At 64.1% G+C, this 22919-nt stretch carries 25 protein-coding genes and 1 pseudogene; 23 read left to right on the top strand and 3 right to left on the bottom strand.

Annotated features, from left to right (window positions below; genetic code table 11):
- The first annotated feature begins 24 nt into the window (after positions 1 to 24).
- The 19 genes from rpsE (at position 25) to glmM (ending at position 14263) form a co-directional block, all read left to right on the top strand.
- Positions 25 to 714 (top strand): 30S ribosomal protein S5, encoded by a 690-nt coding sequence (rpsE, locus tag HMPREF1478_RS01495; protein ID WP_009054680.1) that lies wholly within the window; start codon positions 25 to 27, stop codon positions 712 to 714.
- Positions 714 to 899, top strand: a complete 186-nt coding sequence (gene rpmD, locus HMPREF1478_RS01490) for a 50S ribosomal protein L30 (RefSeq protein WP_016460322.1) — start codon at positions 714 to 716, stop codon at positions 897 to 899. The genes rpsE and rpmD overlap by 1 nt, the downstream gene beginning before the upstream one ends.
- A 2-nt stretch (positions 900 to 901) precedes the next feature.
- Positions 902 to 1366 (top strand): 50S ribosomal protein L15, encoded by a 465-nt coding sequence (rplO, locus tag HMPREF1478_RS01485; RefSeq protein ID WP_016460321.1) that lies wholly within the window; start codon positions 902 to 904, stop codon positions 1364 to 1366.
- A 259-nt stretch (positions 1367 to 1625) separates the two neighbouring features.
- On the top strand, positions 1626 to 2918 hold the full coding sequence (gene secY / locus HMPREF1478_RS01480; protein ID WP_016460320.1) for a preprotein translocase subunit SecY: 1293 nt from the start codon (positions 1626 to 1628) through the stop codon (positions 2916 to 2918).
- The gene (locus HMPREF1478_RS01475; RefSeq protein WP_016460319.1) at positions 2915 to 3493 is read left to right on the top strand and encodes an adenylate kinase; all 579 of its coding nucleotides are present in this window, start codon (positions 2915 to 2917) and stop codon (positions 3491 to 3493) included. Before secY ends, HMPREF1478_RS01475 begins: the two co-directional genes overlap by 4 nt.
- Positions 3494 to 3496: 3 nt before the next feature.
- Positions 3497 to 4405, top strand: coding sequence for a type I methionyl aminopeptidase (locus tag HMPREF1478_RS01470; protein WP_034474793.1), 909 nt, complete (start codon positions 3497 to 3499; stop codon positions 4403 to 4405).
- Between the two features lie 558 nt (positions 4406 to 4963).
- Positions 4964 to 5245 (top strand): transposase, encoded by a 282-nt coding sequence (locus tag HMPREF1478_RS01465; RefSeq protein WP_016460308.1) that lies wholly within the window; start codon positions 4964 to 4966, stop codon positions 5243 to 5245.
- Between the two features lie 23 nt (positions 5246 to 5268).
- Positions 5269 to 6090 (top strand): IS3 family transposase, encoded by an 822-nt coding sequence (locus HMPREF1478_RS01460; RefSeq protein WP_016460307.1) that lies wholly within the window; start codon positions 5269 to 5271, stop codon positions 6088 to 6090.
- A gap of 605 nt (positions 6091 to 6695) precedes the next feature.
- A complete protein-coding gene (gene infA / locus HMPREF1478_RS01455) occupies positions 6696 to 6917 on the top strand; it encodes a translation initiation factor IF-1 (protein ID WP_003790580.1) in 222 nt (73 codons plus the stop codon).
- A gap of 40 nt (positions 6918 to 6957) precedes the next feature.
- Positions 6958 to 7071, top strand: a complete 114-nt coding sequence (rpmJ, locus tag HMPREF1478_RS01450; RefSeq protein WP_003790577.1) for a 50S ribosomal protein L36 — start codon at positions 6958 to 6960, stop codon at positions 7069 to 7071.
- Between the two features lie 148 nt (positions 7072 to 7219).
- Positions 7220 to 7594, top strand: coding sequence for a 30S ribosomal protein S13 (rpsM, locus tag HMPREF1478_RS01445; RefSeq protein WP_016460317.1), 375 nt, complete (start codon positions 7220 to 7222; stop codon positions 7592 to 7594).
- A 61-nt stretch (positions 7595 to 7655) separates the two neighbouring features.
- Entirely contained in the window at positions 7656 to 8066 is a 411-nt protein-coding gene (gene rpsK / locus HMPREF1478_RS01440; protein ID WP_003790556.1) for a 30S ribosomal protein S11, read from the top strand.
- A 124-nt stretch (positions 8067 to 8190) separates the two neighbouring features.
- Positions 8191 to 9186 carry a DNA-directed RNA polymerase subunit alpha gene (locus tag HMPREF1478_RS01435; protein WP_016460316.1) on the top strand — a complete coding sequence of 332 codons (996 nt, stop codon included), beginning with the start codon at positions 8191 to 8193 and terminating at the stop codon, positions 9184 to 9186.
- A gap of 43 nt (positions 9187 to 9229) precedes the next feature.
- A complete protein-coding gene (rplQ, locus tag HMPREF1478_RS01430) occupies positions 9230 to 9814 on the top strand; it encodes a 50S ribosomal protein L17 (RefSeq protein WP_016460315.1) in 585 nt (194 codons plus the stop codon).
- Positions 9815 to 9897: 83 nt separating this feature from the next.
- On the top strand, positions 9898 to 10647 hold the full coding sequence (locus HMPREF1478_RS01425) for an ROK family protein (RefSeq protein ID WP_016460314.1): 750 nt from the start codon (positions 9898 to 9900) through the stop codon (positions 10645 to 10647).
- Complete coding sequence (locus HMPREF1478_RS01420) at positions 10644 to 11552, top strand: tRNA pseudouridine synthase A (protein WP_016460313.1); 909 nt, start codon at positions 10644 to 10646, stop codon at positions 11550 to 11552. Before HMPREF1478_RS01425 ends, HMPREF1478_RS01420 begins: the two co-directional genes overlap by 4 nt.
- Before the next feature lie 203 nt (positions 11553 to 11755).
- Positions 11756 to 12199, top strand: coding sequence for a 50S ribosomal protein L13 (gene rplM / locus HMPREF1478_RS01415; RefSeq protein ID WP_016460312.1), 444 nt, complete (start codon positions 11756 to 11758; stop codon positions 12197 to 12199).
- Between the two features lie 38 nt (positions 12200 to 12237).
- Positions 12238 to 12729: a 30S ribosomal protein S9 gene (rpsI, locus tag HMPREF1478_RS01410; RefSeq protein WP_016460311.1), complete on the top strand. Its 492-nt coding sequence runs from the start codon at positions 12238 to 12240 to the stop codon at positions 12727 to 12729.
- Between the two features lie 181 nt (positions 12730 to 12910).
- Positions 12911 to 14263, top strand: coding sequence for a phosphoglucosamine mutase (gene glmM / locus HMPREF1478_RS01405; RefSeq protein WP_016460310.1), 1353 nt, complete (start codon positions 12911 to 12913; stop codon positions 14261 to 14263).
- A 139-nt stretch (positions 14264 to 14402) separates the two neighbouring features.
- Here the strand turns inward: glmM and HMPREF1478_RS01400 are convergent, their stop codons facing one another.
- Positions 14403 to 16640: a sialidase family protein gene (locus HMPREF1478_RS01400; protein WP_016460309.1), complete on the bottom strand. Its 2238-nt coding sequence runs from the start codon at positions 16638 to 16640 to the stop codon at positions 14403 to 14405.
- 380 nt (positions 16641 to 17020) lie between these two features.
- Between HMPREF1478_RS01400 and HMPREF1478_RS01395 the strand changes: the two genes are divergently transcribed.
- The 4 genes and pseudogenes from HMPREF1478_RS01395 (at position 17021) to HMPREF1478_RS01380 (ending at position 20555) form a co-directional block, all read left to right on the top strand.
- Positions 17021 to 17302 carry a transposase gene (locus HMPREF1478_RS01395; RefSeq protein ID WP_016460308.1) on the top strand — a complete coding sequence of 94 codons (282 nt, stop codon included), beginning with the start codon at positions 17021 to 17023 and terminating at the stop codon, positions 17300 to 17302.
- A 23-nt stretch (positions 17303 to 17325) separates the two neighbouring features.
- Positions 17326 to 18147, top strand: a complete 822-nt coding sequence (locus tag HMPREF1478_RS01390; protein WP_016460307.1) for an IS3 family transposase — start codon at positions 17326 to 17328, stop codon at positions 18145 to 18147.
- Positions 18126 to 19647, top strand: a pseudogene (locus HMPREF1478_RS01385) (MFS transporter). The gene HMPREF1478_RS01390 and the pseudogene HMPREF1478_RS01385 overlap by 22 nt, the downstream one beginning before the upstream one ends.
- Before the next feature lie 5 nt (positions 19648 to 19652).
- Positions 19653 to 20555, top strand: a complete 903-nt coding sequence (locus HMPREF1478_RS01380; protein ID WP_016460305.1) for a DUF4862 family protein — start codon at positions 19653 to 19655, stop codon at positions 20553 to 20555.
- A 119-nt stretch (positions 20556 to 20674) separates the two neighbouring features.
- Here the strand turns inward: HMPREF1478_RS01380 and HMPREF1478_RS10065 are convergent, their stop codons facing one another.
- Positions 20675 to 21781, bottom strand: a complete 1107-nt coding sequence (locus tag HMPREF1478_RS10065; RefSeq protein WP_232207400.1) for a hypothetical protein — start codon at positions 21779 to 21781, stop codon at positions 20675 to 20677.
- On the bottom strand, positions 21751 to 22833 hold the full coding sequence (locus HMPREF1478_RS01370; protein ID WP_016460303.1) for a LacI family DNA-binding transcriptional regulator: 1083 nt from the start codon (positions 22831 to 22833) through the stop codon (positions 21751 to 21753). Before HMPREF1478_RS01370 ends, HMPREF1478_RS10065 begins: the two co-directional genes overlap by 31 nt.
- Positions 22834 to 22919 lie beyond the last annotated feature (86 nt).

The following is a 22919-nucleotide window of genomic DNA, read 5'->3' as shown; positions in this document are numbered from 1 at the left end:
GCCGAAAGAAAGAGAGATCATCTGATGGCTGCACAGCAGCGAGACAGGAACGGTTCGGGCGCGGGCGAGAACAACGATCGCCGTGAGCGCCGCTCCGGCCGCGGCAACGATCGCGATAACCGCCGGAACAACGAGAACAAGAACGAGTACATCGAGCGCGTCGTGACGATCAACCGCGTCTCCAAGGTCGTGAAGGGTGGACGTCGTTTCTCCTTCACCGCCCTGGTTGTCGTGGGTGACGGCGAAGGCACGGTGGGCGTCGGCTACGGAAAGGCCAAGGAAGTTCCTCAGGCCATTTCCAAGGGCGTCGAGGAGGCGAAGAAGAACTTCTTCCGCGTCCCGATGATCCGCCGCACGATCACGCACGTGGTGCAGGGCCGCGATACCGCTGGTATCGTCCTGCTCCGTCCGGCTGCCCCCGGTACCGGCGTTATCGCCGGCGGCCCGGTGCGCGCCGTCCTGGAGGCCGCAGGCGTCCACGACGTGCTCACCAAGTCGCTGGGCTCGTCCAACGCGATCAACATCGTCCACGCGACGGTTGACGCACTCAAGCAGCTCGAGCAGCCCGAGGCTGTCGCCGCTCGTCGCGGCCTGCCCCTCGAGCGCGTTGCTCCCGCGTCCATGCTGCGCGCTCGCGCAGAGGGCGAGGCCGAGAAGCGCGCGGCTGCCGAGGCCGCCGAGGCCGACAAGGCCGCTGCAGGGGAGGCTAAGTGATGGCGAAGAACATCAAGATCACCCAGGTCAAGTCCTCCGCTCACGCGAAGCAGAACATGAAGGACACGCTGCGCACCCTCGGGCTGCGCAAGATCGGCCAGAGCGTCGTGCGTGAGCAGACGGATGCCGTTCTCGGCGCCGTTCGCACCGTGCGTCACCTGGTGACCGCTGAGGAGGTCGACTGACAATGGCGGACTCCACGAACAAGACGCAGATCGTTAAGCTGCATCACCTGCGTCCTGCCCCCGGAGCCAAGACCGCGAAGACCCGCGTGGGTCGCGGTGAGGGTTCGAAGGGCAAGACCGCTGGCCGTGGCACCAAGGGCACCAAGGCCCGTTACCAGGTTGCTGCCGGCTTCGAGGGTGGCCAGATGCCGATCCACATGCGTCTGCCGAAGCTTCGCGGCTTCAAGAACCCCTTCCGCGTTGAGTACCAGGTCGTGAACGTTGGCAAGCTCGGGGAGCTCTTCCCCGAGGGCGGCAAGGTCACGGTCGAGGATCTCATCGCTAAGCACGCCGTTCGCGACTCCGCGCCCGTCAAGGTGCTCGGCAGTGGCGAACTGAACGTGAAGCTCGAGGTTGAGGTCGACTCCTGGTCGTCCTCCGCCGAGGCAAAGATCACGGCTGCTGGCGGGTCCATCTCGGCTCGCTGACGGTGAACGGGGGGGGTCCCGCGAGGGACCACCCCCGTTACGTGTCTGTCATCATCAAGGATGAGGAGCTGTCAAATGGCTTTTCACCCGCGAAAACGGCTTGCCCCGCCGCATGGGGCGCCAGCGCTCCGCGTCTCGTTAAATACGCGGCAATGCGCTTTTTTAATGATTGGATATCGCCAACCGCTACCCGTGTCGGGTAAGCTGGATCAGTCTAGGGGCTTTTGCCCCGCTTGCCCATCATTCGTAGGAGGAAGCCTTGCTCGGTGCATTCGCCCAGGCGTTCCGTACCCCCGACTTGCGTCGGAAGCTGCTCTTTACCCTGTTCATCATGGCCGCGTTCCGGCTGGGCTCGTTCATTCCGACGCCCGGCGTGGACTCGAAGGCCGTTCAGGCCTGCATGGCGCAGGAGTCGCAGGCGTCGCTGCTCGACCTCGTCAACCTGTTCTCGGGTGGAGCGCTCCTGCAGCTGTCGATCTTCGCGCTGGGCATCATGCCCTACATCACCGCGTCGATCATCATCCAGCTGCTGCGGGTCGTGATTCCTCGATTCGATGACCTCCACAAGGAGGGGCAGACCGGCCAGGCGAAGCTGACGCAGTACACGCGTTATCTGACTATCTTCCTGGGCATTCTGCAGGCGACGACGACGATCTCTCTGGCGCGCAGCGGCCAGCTGTTCCAGTCCTGCAACCAGGACATCATTAAGGACCGTTCGGTACTGACGTTCATCATGATGATCATCGTCATGATGGCCGGTACGGGCGTCATCATGTGGCTGGGCGAACTCATCACGGAGCGCGGCATCGGCAACGGTATGTCCCTGCTGATCTTCACCTCGATTGCCGCTCGTCTGCCCGAGCAGCTCCTGTCGATTGGCCAGGCTGGCAAGTGGGGCTCTGTTGCGGCTATCGTTGCCCTTCTCCTCCTCGTCGCGATCGCGGTCGTCTACGTCGAGCAGGCTCAGCGCCGAATCCCCGTGCAGTACGCCAAGCGCATGATTGGGCGCCGCCAGTATGGCGGTACGACCACCTACATCCCGCTGAAGATCAACATGTCGGGTGTTATCCCCGTCATCTTCGCATCGTCGATTCTTGCCCTGCCTCCGATGGCGGCGCAGTTCGGCAAGCCCGACGACGCGTGGGTTCAGTGGATCTCTGCGCACTTCACGCAGGGCAGCTCGTTCTACCTGACGATCTACGCCCTGATGACCCTGTTCTTCACCTTCTTCTACACGGCCATTACGTTCAATCCGGACGAGGTTGCCGACAACATGAAGAAGTACGGAGGCTTCATCCCCGGTTACCGTGCGGGTCGCCCCACGGCTGAGTACCTGCGTTACGTGATCAACCGAATCACGTCGGCGGGTGCCCTGTACCTGGTGATCATCGCCCTCCTGCCGTCTCTCGCGATCATTCCGCTGAAGCTGTCGAGCTCGCAGATGCCCTTCGGTGGCACAACGCTGCTCATCATCATCGGCGTCGGTCTGCAGACGGTGAAGGAAATCAACACGCAGCTGCAGCAGCATCACTACGAAGGATTCCTGAAATGACAGTCGTCATCCTCCTCGGCCCTCCCGGAGCTGGCAAGGGCACCCAGGCCTCGCGCATCGCTGAGCGTCTCGGTATCCCGGCTATTTCGACGGGTGACATCTTCCGCGCGAACATGGCGGAGGGCACGGAGATCGGCAAGCAGGCGCAGGCCTACATGGACCGCGGCGAGTTCGTGCCGGATTCGGTCACGAACGCCATGGTGAAGGCGCGCCTGGCCGCCCCGGACGCTGCTGACGGATTCCTCCTCGACGGCTACCCGCGTTCCGTGGAGCAGGCGCACGTGCTGCGCGACATGCTCCTCGACCTGGGTAAGTCCATCGACGTCGTTCTCGAGATTCAGGTTGATGAGGACGAGGTCGTGGAGCGCATGCTCAAGCGCGCCCAGGAGCAGCATCGCACGGACGATACCGAGCCCGTCATGCGTTACCGCCTGGAGGTCTACCACCAGCAGACGGAACCCGTTGCCACCTACTACGTCGACCAGGACCTCCTTGAGGTTGTCGATGGTAGCGGCACGATCGACGAGGTCACGGCTCGCATCTTCGCGATCCTCGACTCTGTGGCGAAGAACTGAGCAATGCCACGCATTGAACTGAAGTCCGCGCAGGAGCTTCGATGGATGCGCGAGGCCGGTCTGGTCGTCGCGTCGATCCACGAGGCCCTGCGCGGCGCCGTTCGTCCTGGCATCACGACGCGCGAGTTGGACGAGGTGAGCGCCCAGGCGATTGCCGACGGGGGAGCGACCTCGAACTTCAAGGGCTACTACGGCTACCCGGCCACGGTGTGCATCTCCGTGAACGACGTCATCGTCCACGGGATCCCCGATGACTACGTGCTAGCCCCGGGCGACCTCGTCTCCTTTGACTGTGGCGCGTACGTCGAACGAGGCGGGCGCCAGTGGCATGGAGACGCGGCCTTCAGCGTGATTGTCAGCGATACGTTCGTGTCCGACGCGGACTTCGCGGCGGGGGAGCGTGCAACCGGCGCAATCGCGGGAGTGGACGAGGACCTGCTGCGCGAGCGCCGTCAGCTGGACGCTGTGACGCGCGAGTCGCTATGGGCAGCCCTCGCAGGACTGGCCAACGGGAAGCGCATCAGCGCGGTTGGTCACGCGGTTGAGGATGTCGTCGCGGAGAACGCCCTTATCAATGGCTGGGAAGCCGGCATCATCGAGGAGTTTGTGGGTCACGGCATCGGAACCAAGATGCATATGCCTCCGGATGTCCTGAACTACAACGTGCGCGGCATCCAGGCGCGGCTGAAGCCAGGTATGGTCCTGGCCGTCGAGCCAATGCTCACCCGCGGTGACATTGCGTCCAGCACGGATGATGACGAGTGGACCGTGCGCACTGTCGACGGCCGCGACGCTGCCCACTGGGAGCACTCGATCGCGATCACTGAGGACGGTGTTTCCGTCCTGACGGCACGCGATGGGGGAGTGGCAGGCCTTGAGCCCTACGGTGTCACTCCGGTGTCACTCGACTGACATCACGAACGGTTTCGGGCCCGGTACCTCACGAAGGTGCCGGGCCCGAGTCTTCTATCGACGAGGCTGTGGCCGGACCACCGGTGTTCCTGCTGGCTGCGCCACCGGTATTCCGGGCGCCGTCGGGCCCGCCCGCTCGCCGTCCGCGCGGCGAGCTTCGCTCGGCGCGTCGGCTAGAAGCCCGGCCAGGCCGCGGCCCCGCCGGCGCTCTCCTCACTGGTGGTGCGTGGTGCCTGGCCAGTGCCTACGTTCCCAGCCATACCCTCTGCCTGGGCTTATCTGGATAGGTTGTGGCCACGTGGATAGGTTATGCACATCCGGATAGGTTATTAAGCTATCCGGATGCTCGTTACCTATCCGGATGTTGCTTACCTATCCGGATGTGTGTCGGTGGTCGGGGCAGCCGCTTCTTATACGGGCGGAATCGCGGCTGCTTGCACGTTGCAGCAGAGTTGCCCGCGACACGTTCTGGAGGGGTCTGGGTTTTTCGGACCGTTTGTTTTGAGAGGGTTGTTCTGAGTAGTCCCGGCTGCTTGTGGCCGGGCAGAATGGATGACCATGAGGAAGTTCTCGAAGCACACGCCTGAGCAGATTGTCGTGAAGCTGGAGAAGGCCGAAGCGTTGCGAGGTGAGGGCATGAGTACGGCCCAGGCCTGCCGCGTGCTGGGTATCAGTGAGGCGACGTTGTGCCGGTGGCGTCAGCGTTATGGGTCAATGAATCGTAGTGAGGCCAAGGAACTGCGTGAGTTGCGTGAGCAAAACGCGCGCCTCAAACAGTTGCTGGGCCAAGCAGAGCTGGAGAAGGCAGCGTTGCGAGAGCTGGCGGAGGGAAACTTCTAAGCCCGGCGCGCAGGCACGAGGCTGTGAGCTACCTGGTTGGCCAGGGGTTTTCTCAGCGCCTTGCATGCCGCGTTGCCGGGCTGTCCCGGTCAGCGTATTGCCGGGCCCGCGCGGCGGGCGGGGCGAAAACGCTGCGTGATCATGGGCCTGTGCGCCAGTGGATGAACGATTTTGCCGCCACGCATCGACGCTGGGGCTATAAACGCGCCTGGGCGCGGGCCAAGAGCGAGGGCATTGTCGTGGGGCGTGATACGTTCCGGCGCTTGTGGCGCACCGAAGGACTGCGCGTGCGCCCGCGCAAAGCCCCCAAGCCCCGCACTGCGCCGCGCCTCCAGCGCCTGGTCAAGGCTAGCGCGCCGGGGCAGGTGTGGGCCATTGATTTCCAGTTCGATTCGGACTGGAGGGGACGCGTGTTCAAGGTCTGTAACCTCATCGATGAGTTCACGCGCCAGCACCTGGCTTTCCGCGTCGAGCGGCGTATGGGAGCCGCCGACGTGATCGAAATGCTTGACCTGGCTGCCCTAACCCATGGGGCACCCCAGGTGCTGCGCGCCGATAACGGGCCCGAATTCATCGCCGCCGCCATGGGGCGCTGGGCCAACGAGCACAACACGCTCCAAGCGTTCATCCCGCCGGGCCAACCCTGGCATAACGGGTTCGTGGAATCCTTGCACAACCGGATGCGTGATGAACTCCTGGAGGACAACATGTTCGAAGGGCTTGACCACGCGCGCGCACTAATCGGCGCCTGGTCCCACCGCTACAATGAAGAGCACCCCCACAGCGCGCTGGACTGGCTCTCACCCAACCAATACGCGCGCCAATGGGCACAACACCACCAATAACAACCAACAACCCTCAAAACACCCGGTCCACAAAACCAGACCAGGCCAGTTCTCTTACCCGGGTGTGTGCCGCGTCGAGTTTTGTTGCTCAGTGGAGTGACATCACTGAGGTGGTTATTGCGCCAGTGTGGAGGTGGTGTCATCCTCCCTCACTGGTTTAATGCTCCCTGACTGGAGTAGCACGTCTGGTCTGGTCTTGCGTGGGGTATGGGAACGGTCGTGCGCATGGTTCCCAGATAATCTCGCATGCAATTCCCCTGTGACTACTTCAAAACTTGAAGTCGCAGCGTTGGAATTGCAACGTTTTCAGACTTAGTTGAATCGTCACCCAATCGAATTGCATGCGACTTTTATCTGGGTATGCCCTGCGGCCCCTCCAGTGCTGGCGCGGCCTCGGCGCGAACGAAGTGGACGTCCCTCGGCTTGTATGCAAAATGTGACGCATTAAACGTGAGCGAACCGACAGGGACCCTGACTACCGCCGATGGGTATCGATGCCGTAGAGTAGTTCCTTGGGCGTATCTGCATCCGACATCCGTCGGTGCACTATGCCTGGCGGCATCCGCCGCAACCTATCCGAGACATGTAGAGGATAAACGGAGGATATGGCGAAGAAAGACGGCGTCATTGAGATGGAAGGCACGGTCGTTGAGGCCCTGCCTAACGCGATGTTCCGCGTGGAACTGAAGAATGGCCACGTGGTTCTCGGCCACATTGCGGGAAAGATGCGTCAGCACTACATCCGCATCCTGCCCGAGGATCGAGTTGTCGTCGAGCTGAGCCCCTACGACCTCTCCCGAGGCCGTATCGTCTACCGCTACAAGTGACCCGACACAAACTGCCCGACGGGCAGTGGAGGTAACAACCATGAAGGTCAAGCCGAGTGTCAAGAAGATCTGTGACAAGTGCAAGGTGATTCGTCGCCACGGCAACGTCATGGTCATCTGCGACAACCCCAGGCACAAGCAGCGCCAGGGCTGAGTCCCGCTGCGACCCGCGGGGCAACAAGCCCCACAGCATCACTCTAAGCACCCCCACGTGGGTGACCCTCGGTTCGGAGGCCGAGGCCGGGCTGCTCGCCCGGACTGAGCGATGACGACCTCCGATGAACAACTGGAGCAACATCACCATGGCACGTATTGCCGGCGTCGACCTCCCCCGCGAGAAGCGGCTCGAGATCGCGCTCACATACATCTACGGAGTCGGCCGCACCCGCGCGGCAGAGACCCTCGCCGCCACCGGCGTCAGCCCGGACGTCCGCGTGAAGGACGCGACGGAAGAGGATCTCGTCAAGCTTCGTGACTACATTGAGGCAAACTTCAAGGTTGAGGGTGACCTCCGCCGTGAGGTTCAGGCCGACATTCGTCGCAAGATCGAAATCGGTTCGTACCAGGGCCTTCGCCACCGTCGTGGCCTGCCGGTCCACGGTCAGCGCACCAAGACCAACGCGCGTACCCGCAAGGGCCCCAAGCGCACCGTTGCAGGCAAGAAGAAGGCCAAGTAAGGCCTAGGGAAGCCCACCCCCTCGGGGTAGCTTTCCGCGACAAGAAGGAACTGAACCAGAAATGGCAGCAGCAAAGACCTCGCGCTCGGGCGGTGCCCGCAAGCCGCGTCGCAAGATTTCGAAGAACGTTACCAACGGCCACGCCTACATCAAGTCGACGTTCAACAACACCATCGTTTCCCTCACGGACCCCACGGGCGCGGTTGTCGCCTGGGCGTCCTCCGGCCAGGTTGGCTTCAAGGGTTCGCGTAAGTCCACCCCCTTCGCCGCGCAGCTCGCGGCCGAGGCTGCGGCTCGTCGCGCCCAGGAGCACGGCATGAAGAAGGTTGACGTTTTCGTGAAGGGTCCCGGCTCCGGCCGCGAGACCGCGATCCGTTCCCTCCAGGCCGCCGGCCTCGAGATCGGTTCGATCCAGGACGTCACGCCTCAGGCCTTCAACGGCACCCGCCCGCCGAAGCGCCGCCGCGGCTGACTTGTGGACGGGAGGGCCCTGCCCTCCCCACGTCTGAACCTTCGGGTTCTTACTCCCTTAGCCTGCTTCAGCAGGTTCCCATATCCGGTGTCATATAGCGGGCACCGGCCAGAAAGGAATAGACGTGCTCATTGCAGAGCGACCCATCCTGACCGAAGAAAAGGTCAGCGACCTGCGCTCCCGTTTCACCCTGGAGCCCCTCGAGCCCGGGTTCGGCTACACGCTGGGTAACTCCCTGCGTCGTACCCTCCTGTCCTCGATCCCGGGTGCAGCGGTGACGTCCATCCGCATCGATGGCGTCCCCCACGAGTTCCGCACGATCGAAGGTGTGAAGGAAGATGTCGCTGAGATCATCCTGAACATCAAGCAGATCGTCCTGTCCAGCGAGAACGACGAGCCTGTCGTCATGTACCTGCGGAAGGCTGGCCCCGGCGAGGTTGTCGCCGGAGACATTACGCCTCCCGCCGGCGTGGAGATCCACAACCCCGATCTGCACCTTGCCACCCTCAACGAGAAGGGCAAGCTGGAGATCGAGCTGACCGTCGAGCGTGGCCGCGGCTACGTGTCGGCTGCTCAGAACAAGGATCCGCAGGCCGAGATCTCTCGCATTCCGATTGATTCGATCTACTCGCCCGTCGTCAAGGTGACCTACAAGGTCGAGGCGACGCGTGTTGAGCAGCGCACCGACTTTGATCGCCTCGTCATCGACGTGGAGACCAAGCCGGCGATCACCCCGCGCGATGCCCTGGCCTCGGCCGGCAAGACGCTGGTGGAGCTGTTCGGCCTCATGCGTGAACTGAACGAGGAAGCGGAAGGCATCGAGGTGGGTCCGTCCACCACCGACGCCACCCTCGCAGCCGATCTGGCGCTCCCGATCGAGAACCTGAACCTGCAGTCGCGTTCCTACAACGCGCTGCGTCGCCGCGGCATTCTGACCGTCGGCGAGCTGGTTGCTCACTCGGAGGCCGATCTGCTCGACATCCGTAACTTCGGCACCAAGTCGATCGAAGAGATCAAGGAGTCCCTGGCGGCTCTTGGTATGACGCTGAAGGACTCGGTCATGCCGAGCTTCGGCGACTCGGAGTCCGCCGCGATCTTTTCGGACGACCAGTCCATCTGACCCCGTGCGTCCGATGGACGCATTGAATCCGTAGGAGAAACAAATGCCCACCCCCAAGAAGGGTGCTCGTCTGGGCGGTAGCCCGGCACACCAGAAGCTGATCCTGTCGAACCTGGCAGCTCAGCTCATCGAACACCGCGGCCTCACGACCACGGAGGCGAAGGCCAAGGCCCTGCGCCCCTACATCGAGAAGCTGATCACCAAGGCCAAGCGTGGCGACCAGCACGCCCGCCGCACGGTCCTGAAGAAGATCCCCAACAAGGGCATCGTCGCGATCCTCTTCGAGGAGCTCGTTCCCGCGATGGATTCCGAGCGCGCTGGCGGCTACACCCGCCTCATCCGCGTCGGCAACCGCAAGGGCGACAACGCTCCCCTGATGCGCATCGAGCTCGTCATGGAGAAGGTCGAGAAGAAGGCCGTCGTGAAGGCTGCCGAGAAGACGGCTGAGAAGGCCGCCGAGGCCGAGGCCGTTGCCGCGGAGGCCGAGGAAGCCGCTGAGGCTGCCGCCGAGCGCGCCGAAGAGGCTCGCGAGGAAGGCGATCTCGCCAAGGCCAACGAGGCCGAGGAAATCGCCGAGGAGGCCGGCAAGGCTGAAGACGCCGCCGAGCAGGCCGCCGAGGAGAAGTGACGGGACGTTACTGACCCGCTCGAGCATTGGGCCGGGCACCCTCCGGGGTGTCCGGCCCTCGCCGTATCCGGTAGCCTGATGTCATGACTCGTGAGATGACGTTGGCGATTGACTGCGGCGGCGGTGGCATCAAGGGATCCGTCGTTGATGAGCGTGGGACGATGATGGCCCCGCCTCGCCGGGTGCCTACGCCGTATCCGCTGCCGCCGGAGCTCCTTGTGGAGACCGTCGTCGGCCTCGCCCGTGAGCTTCCCGCGGCGACGCGCGTGACGATGGGCATGCCGGGCATGATCCGGCACGGTGTCGTCATAGCTACGCCCCACTACATCACCCGCGATGGGCCCCGTTCGCGCGTGCTGCCTGAGCTGGTGGAGCGCTGGGACCACTTCGATATGGGGCACGCGATTGAGCAGGCTCTCGGCCTGCCCACCAAGGTTCTCAACGACGCCGAAGTCGCTGGTGCTGGTGCGATCACCGGCCGCGGCCTCGAAATGATCATCACGCTGGGCACGGGCCTGGGCAACGCCGTCTTCGATGGTGGTCAGCTGGCACCCCACGTCGAGGTGTCGCAGGGCCCGGTCCGCTGGGGCCTCACCTATGACGACTACATTGGCGAGCATGAGCGCCTGCGCCTCGGTGACGTGCATTGGTCGCGTCGCATTCGCCGCGTGGTGGACGGCCTGCGCCCGATGTATATGTGGGACCGCCTCTACCTGGGGGGCGGTAACTCGAAGCGCATCACGGCCTCGAACCTGCGTCTCATGGGCGACGACGTGATCGTCGTGCCTAACGACGCGGGGATTATCGGCGGCGTGCGGGCGTGGGAGCTGTGAGCGCTCGCCGCCTGCGCCTGGACCTGGGCTACGACGGCACGGACTTTCGAGGCTGGGCCGCCCAGCCCGGCCTGCGCACCGTCCAGGGTGAGATAGAAGCGGCGCTCGCCATGGCCTCGCGCGAGGAAATGACGACGACCGTCGCGGGCCGCACCGATGCAGGGGTGCATGCGCGTCACCAGGTGTGCCACGTCGACCTGAGCGACGAGGCCTGGGCGCGCCTGATGCCCAGGGGAGGGGAGTCCTCCCAGGTGGCCACAACCTCGTCGATTGTGCGCAGGCTGAACAAAATCCTCTCCGGGCGCTACGGTGAGCGCGCGCGTGGACGCGATCTGCCCGCCGCGCGCGGGACCTGCGATGTGCGCATCTACTCGGCCGCCGTCGTTGACCCCAGCTTTGACGCGCGCTTTTCCGCCCTCGGCCGCTCCTACGCCTACCGGGTGTCGGATCGTCCCGAGCCGCTGGGTCGATGGGACCGCCTGTGGGTGGAGGACCCGCTCGATGAGGCGGCCATGAACGAGGCCGGGGCTGCCCTCCTCGGGGAACACGACTTTCTCGGGTTCTGTCGCCCGCGCGAGGGAGCCACGACCATTCGGACGCTGCGCACCCTGCACGCCGAGCGCGACGCCGAGGGAACTCTCGTCTTCTCCGTCGAGGCGGACGCGTTCTGTCATTCGATGGTCCGCTCCCTGGTCGGGGCGCTGCTCCTGGTGGGGTCCGGCGCGCGCGACAGGGACTACCCCGCACAGATCCTGCGTGCCCGCTCGCGAGCTGACGCCGCGCCGATCGCGCCCGCTCACGGTCTGACCCTTGAGGGCGTCAACTATCCCGACCCGTCCCAGTGGGGCGCGAGGGCGCAGCAGGCCCGGGCCAGGCGCGATACGTGCTGCGGTGGCGACGGCTGAGGAATGTGACACAGTATTCGTCGCGCTTTGACCGCCGGGCCGAGCCCCGATAATATGGCTAGTGCTGTGCGTCAGCAGAGTACCTAGTGTCTCCCACTCGCTAGGAGCGCTCGCCGACGCCTCGCGCGAACCGTTTCATCGCGGATGCCCCCGGAAAAACCGGCGCGGCGTCCCATGACCAACAAGAATTGAAGGTTACGCCCGTGCGCACCTATTCACCCAAGCCTGGGGACGCGGACAAGAAGTGGTACGTCATTGACGCCACCGACGTCGTCCTCGGTCGCCTGGCAGCCCAGACCGCTGCCCTCCTCCGTGGGAAGCACAAGCCGACGTTCGCCCCTCACATGGACATGGGCGACAACGTCATCATCATCAACGCGGACAAGGTCGCTCTGACCGGCAAGAAGCTCGACCAGAAGATGGCCTACCGTCACTCCGGTCGTCCCGGCGGCCTGACCGCGACCGCTTACCGTGACCTCCTCGCTGCGACGCCTGAGCGCGCCGTCGAGAAGGCCGTTAAGGGCATGCTTCCCCACAACTCCCTCGGCCGCGCGCAGTTCAAGAAGCTGCACGTTTACGCTGGCCCGGAGCACCCCCACGCCGGCCAGTCGCCGGTTCCCTACGAACTGACCCAGGTGGCTCAGTGACCTCCGGTCGCTGAACGCCTTTGACCCTGAGGAGAACCGTGGCTGAGACCATCGTTTCCGCTGAGCTGGACGAGGAAGTCGTCCCCAGCTCCTACACGTCCGAGACCGAGTCGGCTCCCGCCGGCGCCGGTCAGTCCATCACCGCGCCCGGCGCGGGCCTGGGCCGCCGCAAGGAGGCCGTCGCCCGCGTTCGCCTGGTCCCCGGCTCCGGCAAGTGGACCATCAACGGTCGCACCCTTGAGGACTACTTCCCCAACAAGCTGCACCAGCAGCTGGTGAAGTCCCCCTTCGTGCTGCTCGACATTGACGGCCGCTTCGACGTCATCGCCCGCATCAACGGCGGCGGCATTTCCGGCCAGGCCGGCGCCCTGCGCCTCGGCGTGTCGCGCGCCCTCAACGAGATCGACCGCGACGCGAACCGTCCGGCCCTCAAGAAGGCTGGCTTCCTGACCCGCGACGCCCGCGCCACCGAGCGTAAGAAGGCAGGCCTCAAGAAGGCCCGCAAGGCTTCGCAGTTCTCGAAGCGCTGATTTTATTCAGCACATTTTGCGTTGGCCGCGCCCCGCACCTGCGGGGCGCGGCCTTCGTTTACCGACGCGTGTGTGCCAGGATGTGAGCGTCTCCGCTGTCCGCGCCCCGGCCTCGTGCCAATGAGCGGGCGCGAGCGCGGTAGGCTTAGTGCAGTCATACGATCCACTGAACGGAGAGACTATGCCCAGGATGTTCGGCACGGATGGCGTGCGAGGACTGGCGAACGTTGACATCACTGCGGACCTTGCGCTGCAGCTCGGCGAGGCCGCCGCCCGCCAGTTCGGCGGCTCCCGACGTGCGGACGGTTCGAAGCCCCGCGCGATCATCGGACGCGATACGCGTATTTCGGGCGAGTTCCTCGATCACGCCCTCGCGGCGGGCCTGGCCAGCGCCGGCATGGACGTGACCCGCATCGGCGTCGTCACCACGCCCACGGTCGCGCACCTGACGGCCACCGAGGACACCGTTGACCTCGGAGTCATGATTTCCGCGTCGCACAACCCGATGCCCGATAACGGCATTAAGTTCTTCGCGCACGGCGGCTACAAGCTCGCGGACTCTGTCGAGGATGAGATCGAGGCCCTCGTGAACACCGAGTGGGATCGCCCCACCGGTGACGGCGTCGGCGAGATCAACGCCGATCACGCGTGGGCTAAGGACTCCTACATTGCCCACCTTGTTGGCGCGATCGGCACGGACCTGCGCGGCATGAAGATCGCGATCGATTGCGCGAATGGCGCGGCCTCCGAGCTGGGCCCGGCGGTCTTCCGCGAGCTCGGGGCCGACATCACGGTCATCAACGCGTCCCCGGATGGGCGCAACATCAACCTGAACGCGGGTTCGACTCACCCCGAGGCCCTGCAGGCCGCCGTCGTCGAGTCCGGCTGCGATTTCGGCGTCGCTTACGACGGCGATGCGGACCGCTGCCTGGCCGTCGACCACGAGGGCAACCTCATCGACGGTGACAAGATCATGGGTGCGCTGGCCGTCAACGCCAAGGCGCGTGGGGCCCTCGCCAAGGACACGCTCGTCGTCACTGTCATGAGCAACCTGGGTCTGCTGATCGCCATGCGCGAGGCTGGCATCAACACCGTGCAGACCGGCGTGGGTGACCGCTACGTGCTCGAGGAGATGCTGGCATCCGGCTACTGCCTCGGCGGCGAGCAGTCCGGCCACATCATCGCCCGCGATCACGCGACCACCGGTGACGGCATTCTGTCCTCGCTCCTGGTCTCGCGCATGGTCAAGGAGTCCGGCCGTTCGCTGGCCGATCTGACCTCCTTCATCCAGCGCCTGCCGCAGACCCTCATCAACGTGGGCGGCGTGGACCGCGCTGCCGCGTCGACGAATGAGGCCGTCGCCGAGGCCGTGGCAGCCGCTGAGGCTCGCCTGGGCGAGACCGGCCGCGTGCTCCTGCGTCCTTCGGGCACCGAGCCGCTCGTTCGCGTCATGGTCGAGGCCGCGACCCAGGACGAGGCCGATGCCGTGGCTGCGTCGCTGGCAGACGTCGTCAAGGAGAACCTGGCGCTCTGAGCGCACTCCAGACAGAGGCGAGGGCGGGTACCGGTGGGTGCCCGCCCTCGCGTGTGTGTTGCTGATAGACGAGGCCGCCTGGCGCCCTCCTGTGTGGAGAGTGCGGCAGGCGGCCTCGTGTCACGCGTGAGCCGAACCGTCAGATCTTCGCGGCCTCGATCCACTCAAGCGGGATGCGGGTGAAGTACAGGCCCTGCATCTCGCGCTCCCACAGCAGGCCGAGGGTTCCATCAGGCAGGATCGTCATGCACTGGTAGACGTAGTGCGCCGGGTTGAAGGTGCGCGACGCGATCCACGTGCGTCCTCCGTCTTCGGAGAGGCGAAGGACACCGCGGCCGCGGTAGGGGCGCATCTGCGAGGCGTTCGCGAAGACGACGCGCTCGAGGCAATCCTCCGTCGGCCACGGTACAGCGTTGGGCTGGCAGAAGATCTCGGTGATCTCTTGCGCGAAGGAGACGTCGCTCCACGTCTCGCCTCCGTCGGTGCTGACGGTTGTGGCGACCTTGCCGCTCGGGTGCTGGTTGCGCATGAGCATGAGGAGGGAACCGTCGGCGCGCTCGATGAGCGTGGCCTCGTGCGTCGCGGCGGCCTCCGTGTCGAGCGTGCGCGAGTCGATCTCGCGGCCCTCGAAGATACGCCCGTCGTTGGGGGACTTGCCGCGCTTCCACGTGGCGCCGCCATCATCGGAGTAGACGACGGAAGCGGAGAAGTGACGCTTGTGGTCCCCGTTGTAGTAGATCGGGATGACGAGGCGTCCGCTGCGCAGCTGCACGCCCGTGCCCGGGGAGGTGCCGCAGAAGGACATCCACTCTTCCTTCACGTCCTGGTTGAGGTTGAAGGGGCCGGACCAGGTCTCGCCGTCGTCGTCGGAGTAGATCATCTGCAGGAAGCAGGTACGGGCCGTGAGCAGCGTCTGGTGGGGATCTTCCCCATCAGCGAGGAACACGTTACCGCCGGGCTTTTCCTGTCCATCCTCGGTGACGGTAACATCGCCGTGCTCGGACACCCTGTAGGGGGTTGGTGCGCCATCGGAATCCGTGACACTGCCGTCCTCGTTCCAGGTGTAGGTGGCCCCCTGGCTGTCGTGCAGGAGGTAGCGTCCCTTCTCGTTGACGCCGAGGCCGGCCTCGGCGTTGGGCTGACCGATCCCGCCGGGGAAGTGGTCGATGAGGACGACGAGGCGTCCGTTACGGCGGTCCTGGACGACGCACGAATCGATGACCGACGCGCCCTTCGCCCCGTGACCGGGGTAGGAGAGCACCGTCTGGAGGTCACCCCAGGTGTGTCCGCCGTCGAAGGAGCGGCGCACCGTGAAGTTGATCGAGTTGGGGGAGTCATTCGCGATGGTCTCACGCTGGTCGGCACCGGCGACGACGACCCCGGACTTCAAGGTAATCAGCGAGGGGATTCGGTAGCTGATGGAGTCGTGAAACCCGGCATCGAAGAGGCACTGCGTGTCGAGTGGAGCGACGGAGGACAGCTTTTTGATCTGCGAGTCGTTGAGGACCGAGGAGAAGAGGGCGGCGTTGCGGACCTCGCCGAAGAGGCGGGATCCGGAGGTGTCCTGACCGATGACGACCTCGTCGAGGGAATCGACGGCGGCGAAGAAAGCCTGTCCGGGCAGGTGGGCCTCAAGGTAACCGTCCACGTAGATCTGGACCGCGCCGTGTCCGACGCGCACGACAACGTCGTGCCAGTGTCCCTGATCCCAATGGCCGTAAGCCGTGAACGTGCGCCACTGGCCCGCGCGGCCCAGGACCTTGTATTCGATGCCGTCGGCTGTCACGGACAGGTTCAGCTGCTCGGTGCCTGCTCCGCCGGCTGCAAGGATCGTTCCGTGCTGCCCGGGGCCGCGCACGCGATAGCGGGCGAAGATGGTGCCAGCGGTGAGTTCGGACAGCTCGGCGACGTCGTAATCCGACAGGTGGGCGGCGGCGAACTCGATGAGGGGTGTGGGGGCGGGGGAGAGGGCAAGGATCTCTTCCGCGGAGAGGACGGACTCGTGCTCTGCGAAGGAGCGGATCTCAATGCCGGCTCCCGGGGTGAGGGAGAGCTGCGCGTCGGGGCCGCTGGCGGCGGGAGAGAGGTCTGCGGTGGTCGAGAAGCACTGGTAGCCGTCGAGGAAGATCTTTGAACCCGCAGCGGTCGCAGTGAGCGCGAGCGAATGCCAGGTGCCATCCGTGACGGAGGCGGTGTCCTCCATGTCCAGGGCGAAGGTCATCGCTTGTGTTGAGCCTTTGAGGAAGAGGGCGCTCGAGCGGATGAACAGCTTCCACCCTGTGTCATCGGTGCTGTGGAGGGCGATCAGTGCTCCGTCGATGCGTGCGCGGAACTGTAAGGTCCAGGAAATTCCCGGGTGACCTGCGTCAATACTCATGTTTGACACCTTTCTGTTAGTTGCTCATTCCGCCTCGCGTCGTTACGAGGCGAAGGGTGCGTTCAGTCACAATAGTGAAGTTGTCAGACAGATTATCACTGCGACATTTCGTTGGCAATATGCAGATTGAGCCAAAATTTCCCCTTGACTCTAGGGTGAGAGGGAGCTAACATACTCGCAAGTTGTCTGACAACTTGCTAGTTAGACATCTGGACTCAAAGCCCCTCGTTATTCGACGATGAAATTTCAGGAAGGCACTCATCATGAGTACGTCCCCCGCACAGGCGCTTCTGGAGGGGTCTGGGTTTTTCGGACCGTTTGTTTTGAGAGGGTTGTTCTGAGTAGTCCCGGCTGCTTGTGGCCGGGCAGAATGGATGACCATGAGGAAGTTCTCGAAGCACACGCCTGAGCAGATTGTCGTGAAGCTGGAGAAGGCCGAAGCGTTGCGAGGTGAGGGCATGAGTACGGCCCAGGCCTGCCGCGTGCTGGGTATCAGTGAGGCGACGTTGTGCCGGTGGCGTCAGCGTTATGGGTCAATGAATCGTAGTGAGGCCAAGGAACTGCGTGAGTTGCGTGAGCAAAACGCGCGCCTCAAACAGTTGCTGGGCCAAGCAGAGCTGGAGAAGGCAGCGTTGCGAGAGCTGGCGGAGGGAAACTTCTAAGCCCGGCGCGCAGGCACGAGGCTGTGAGCTACCTGGTTGGCCAGGGGTTTTCTCAGCGCCTTGCATGCCGCGTTGCCGGGCTGTCCCGGTCAGCGTATTGCCGGGCCCGCGCGGCGGGCGGGGCGAAAACGCTGCGTGATCATGGGCCTGTGCGCCAGTGGATGAACGATTTTGCCGCCACGCATCGACGCTGGGGCTATAAACGCGCCTGGGCGCGGGCCAAGAGCGAGGGCATTGTCGTGGGGCGTGATACGTTCCGGCGCTTGTGGCGCACCGAAGGACTGCGCGTGCGCCCGCGCAAAGCCCCCAAGCCCCGCACTGCGCCGCGCCTCCAGCGCCTGGTCAAGGCTAGCGCGCCGGGGCAGGTGTGGGCCATTGATTTCCAGTTCGATTCGGACTGGAGGGGACGCGTGTTCAAGGTCTGTAACCTCATCGATGAGTTCACGCGCCAGCACCTGGCTTTCCGCGTCGAGCGGCGTATGGGAGCCGCCGACGTGATCGAAATGCTTGACCTGGCTGCCCTAACCCATGGGGCACCCCAGGTGCTGCGCGCCGATAACGGGCCCGAATTCATCGCCGCCGCCATGGGGCGCTGGGCCAACGAGCACAACACGCTCCAAGCGTTCATCCCGCCGGGCCAACCCTGGCATAACGGGTTCGTGGAATCCTTGCACAACCGGATGCGTGATGAACTCCTGGAGGACAACATGTTCGAAGGGCTTGACCACGCGCGCGCACTAATCGGCGCCTGGTCCCACCGCTACAATGAAGAGCACCCCCACAGCGCGCTGGACTGGCTCTCACCCAACCAATACGCGCGCCAATGGGCACAACACCACCAATAACAACCAACAACCCTCAAAACACCCGGTCCACAAAACCAGACCAGGCCACTTCCCAAAAAGCCCTGGTATCAATACCTCACCAAAGAAGACCGCAAGGCCTTCTTCGCCGCATGGATCGGCGTTCTGCTTGATGGCTACGACTTCGTCCTCATCTCCTTTGCGCTCCCGGCGATCAAGGAAGCGTTCAGCCTGACGCTCGTCCAGAGCGCATCCCTGATTTCGGCGGCCTTCATCAGCCGCTGGATCGGCGGCCTCGTGCTCGGCGCAATCGGTGACCGCTACGGGCGCAAGCCAGCGATGATCCTGTCGATCTTCATGTTCGCTTTCGGTTCGATTGCCTGTGCGCTCGCTCCGAACTTCTGGATCCTCTTCGTCCTGCGCCTCATCATTGGCTTCGCAATGGCAGGCGAGTACTCAGCATCCGCCGCGTACGTCATCGAGTCGTGGCCCAAGCACATGCGCAACAAGGCGTCGGGCTTCCTTCTCTCCGGCTACGCCTTCGGCGTCATCGCCGCTGCTCAGGTCGACAAGTACTTCGTGACCTGGGTCGATTCGATGCACCCCGGCTGGGGCTGGCGAGCCCTGTTCCTCACCGGCATCGTCCCGATCGTCGTCGCCATCTACATGCGGCGCACCCTTCCCGAGGCCGCGGACTGGAGTGAGGCCAAGGAGAAGGGCGGCGACGAGAAGAACGACATGCTCGCCGTCCTCTTCGGCGGGCAGCGCAAGGTCCTCAACTACATCGTCGTCGTGATCGCATTTATCGGCCTGCTTCTCATCTTCACTCAGCAGGTGGGCGGCGTTGTTGCGGTGAGCCTGGTCGGCCTCGTCTGCGCGGTTGTCTTCATCTACCTGATCATCCAGTTCGATTCGAATCGCTGGATCATTGGCATCGCGATCATGCTGACGATCTTCGCGTCCTTCATGTACACGTGGCCGATCCAGGGCCTCCTGCCGACCTACCTGCACGGTGTTGGTATGGACCAGAAGGTCGTTGCGAACGTCGTGTCCTTCGCAGGCCTCGGCAACGCTGCAGGCTACATCATCGCCGGCTTTGCGGGTGACAAGTTTGGTATGCGTCGCTGGTACGCGATCTCGCTGCTGCTCTCGCAGGTCATTGTCTTCCCGCTGTTCATGCAGGACGGCAAGTACGTCGCCCTCGTGGCGGGTCTGCTCTTCTTCCAGCAGATGTTCGGCCAGGGCGTCTCGGGCCTGCTGCCCAAGTGGGTGTCCTCCTACTTCCCGGTCGACAAGCGCGCTGCTGGCCTCGGCTTCTGCTACAACGTCGGTGCTCTCGGTGGTGCGGTCGGCCCCGTCCTCGGCGCTGCGATTGCCGATCAGCTGGGCCTTGGCATGGCACTGGCGATCCTGTCCTTCGGGTTCGCCGCGATCGTCATGGTGTCCATCGGTGCGAATATCCCGCGTCTGCTGCAGAAGGCCGTGGGGCCGGAGTATGTTCGTCCTGAAGATGGAAACGACGACATCATCAAAGAGGGATGATCACCATGACACTTCCTTTCGTTATCGGCGCGTACGCGTCGCATCCGGCGCCGGAGCTGGAGGCTGACTACTACCGTCTCCTCGCGGACCAGGCGTGGGTCAGCGGCGTCGAGATGCCCTACCCGGGCCAGCTCGCCACCCAGGGCGAGGTCCTGGCCAGCCACCTGGCCTCCCACTGGGACTTCAACACGATCACGGCGATCCCGGGCACCATGCAGAACGTGTGGAAGAACGAGAACTTCGGCCTGGCCTCGCCCGACGAGGCCGGACGCGCCGCCGCTCTCGACTTCACCCGCGCGCTGCGCGATGACCTCGCCGCCCTGTGTGATCGTGCGGGACGGCAGCTGGTCGCCCGCGTGCAGCTGCACTCGGCGCCGACGCGCCTGGCCCAGGAGGACGCCTTCAAGCGCTCACTTGCCGAGCTGGCCACGTGGGACTGGTGCGGGGCACGCCTCGTCATCGAGCACTGTGACAAGTACGTGCCCGAGCAGAACCCCGAAAAGGGCTTCCTGTCCCTCGAATCCGAGATCGACATCGTTTCCGAGGCTGGCATCGGTATTCACCTCAACTGGGGTCGTTCCGCCGTGGAAGGCCGCAGCGCTGACACCGCTTACGAGCATGTGCTCGAGGCCGGTAAGCGCGGCGTCCTGGACGGCATCATTTTCTCGGGCGCAGGCCCGGAGGAAACCCAGTACGGCTACTCCTGGATCGACGGTCACCTGCCCGCGCAGGCGGACGAGCCGACCTCGCTCATGAACGAGGTCGAGATCGCTCGCTGTGCCAAGGCTGCCGTCGAGGGTGGTGCCAACTACCTCGGTGCCAAGGTGTGCGTGCCCAAGGATGCGTCTCTCGAGAAGCGCCTGGAGATGCTGACCAACATCTACCGGGCCTGCGGACTCGGCGAGTAACGGCGTCGTCGCCGGGTGTCACTCCCGCATTTTGTGAGCGTGCGGGAGGCGCTTGGCGCGAGGTCTGAGCATGGGGAGGGGCGGATGCCGACTGGCATCCGCCCCTCCCCCCCCTCGCGCTATTGGGCGTTCTGTTCTACAGGTGAGGTGTGGCCAGCACGAGAAAACCGCTGCTCGAAAGCAGGGGGCAAAGACAGGTATTTCTGCGCGCTGAAGTGGTAGTTGGCTGGGCTGATCTGAGGGTTGCTCAGCAGCTCCTGAACGGCGGGGTCGTTCGAGCACGTCACGGTCTCACATGCGCCCTCTGGTGAGAAGTAGAAGATATCGCGGCTCACGGCATAGCGTGGGTTGTTCCGCTGTGCGTCGATGATTGCGAATCGGCCAAAATCCACCAGTGTTTGCAGCTGACCTGAGAGGTCGTCGGGGGTTACGGGTGCAACAAAGAGGAGATGCTGCTGTGGGATGAGCGCGAAGAGACCGTGTGGCGCTTCGATCGCGTGCTGCTTGACCACCGCAGGCATGTTTGCTGCTTTGGCGGCAATGAAAGGCGACGGGTCGGACAGGCATGTTGTCGGGCCGGATTTCTGCGTGATGGTGATCGTGATGGCGTCAGTGTTCAGCTGTCCGTAGTGGAAAAGCTCATCGACGCTGAGAGGGCGAGAACGGAGTTCCTCGGTGGTGCACCTGGTTGTGCCGGCTGCATGGACGATACTCAGGATCATTGAGAGCCCACCGGGGAAAGGCCGTGCATAGGAGAAGTCGGGGTGTTGGACTGTGTAAGTGGGGACGAGCTCGGTGCGTACGCGCCGACGCAGCACGTCGGGGATGGAGAGTTCTGCGGCCTCCATGCGAATCTGATCGAAGATCCGATCAGCCCAATTGTTGAGGATGCCCCTGTGATTAATTGGCGGCGTGTTGAGTAGGTCGTAGAAAATCGCTACCAGGTTGCAAGTCAATACGTTGTTGACGACTAGATACATCAGCGCATTGTTGTGGTCGATCGTCACCTCGACGTTGAGTCCCTTTTTCTTCAGCTGGCGTACGAGGAGGGGAATGAGAGCGGAGTCGACGTACCCTGGAAACATCGTGCCCATTGGGTACAGGAGGTTTGGTTGGTACATAGCGCTACTGTCATTGTTGTGGGTGATTGGCTCAGCTTTGCGCGCAGCGCGCATGCCATGCCACGATACGCTCTTTAGCCGCGCCTGGCGACGGACGAGCGCCACACCGGGCGCGTCGGGATCGTCGCGATGGGGGTTCCGTCGGGGGCCTTGTCTTCAAGTGACGCACGGGGGTGGACGTCGGCCATGGGGGAGCGGCCCTCGATGACGTTGATGATCGAGGCGACGGCGGCCTCGGTCATGTCCTTGAGTGGCCACTCGACCGTCGTCAGGCCGAGCGCCTCGGCGCTGTGGCGATCCTGGTTGCCGAAACCGAGGATCGATAGGTCGCCGGGGACCGACAGGTCGAGGTCTGCGGCCGCTTGGAAGACGCCGGGGGCCTGAGAGTCGTCGGCCAGGGCGATCAGTGAGATCGATGGATCCTCGTCGAGCAGGCGCAGCGCGGCCTGATACGCCGTCGACGCCTCCCAGTCGGGCAGCGAGTAGAGCGTGAAGTTCGTAGAGAAAGCGCTCGCGACCGGGTTCTGTCGGGCGTGGTTCGTGTTTGGCCCCGCCAGGAAGACGGCGTGCCCCGTCCCCATCCCGGTCGATGGGTCGATGAGCGCGCAGTCGGACAACACCTGCTGCACGCCGGCGCCCTCGTCGATGCGGATGAGGGAAGATTCCGATCCGGTCGGGTCGGCCTCGATCATGGACATGGCGACGACGGGGATACCGAGGTTCGCGAGCAGCCGCGAGGTGAAGGCCTCGGCCGACGTGGTCTCGCGGATGATGCCGGCCAGCTGGATGTCGCCCAGGACCCCGCGGATGACCTCGGCGTCGGAGGCTCCATCGCCAGACTGGAAGAGAGGGAGGAGGAGGTAGCCGCGGCGCTGAATATCGATCATCGCGGTCGTGAGCACTGTGTGGACGACGGGCACGAAGGGGTCGTCCGGCAGTTCGGCCATGAGGAGGGCGATGAGGTGGGACTTGCCGCGGCGCAGCGAGCGGGCGGCCGCGTTGGGGATGTAGTTGAGCTCGCGTGCGGCCGCCTTGACGCGCTCGATCGTGGCGGGCGCGATCTTCACGTCTCGGCCTCGTCCGTTGAGGACGAGCGAGACGGTCGACGGTGCGACGCCTGCCGCGCGGGCGACGTCGGCCCGGGTTGCGCGCTCCATGCAAGGCTCCCAATGCTCGGTTGCGTTTCGTTGAAACGCAACAACTATAACGTGTTAGTCTTATCTCTGACGATCGGAGTTTCGAC

Source organism: Actinomyces sp. HPA0247, assembly GCA_000411415.1.
Classification (GTDB): Bacteria; Actinomycetota; Actinomycetes; order Actinomycetales; family Actinomycetaceae; genus Pauljensenia.
Note: the sequence above shows the minus strand (reverse complement) of the source record. Positions and strands in the feature narration are given on the sequence as shown.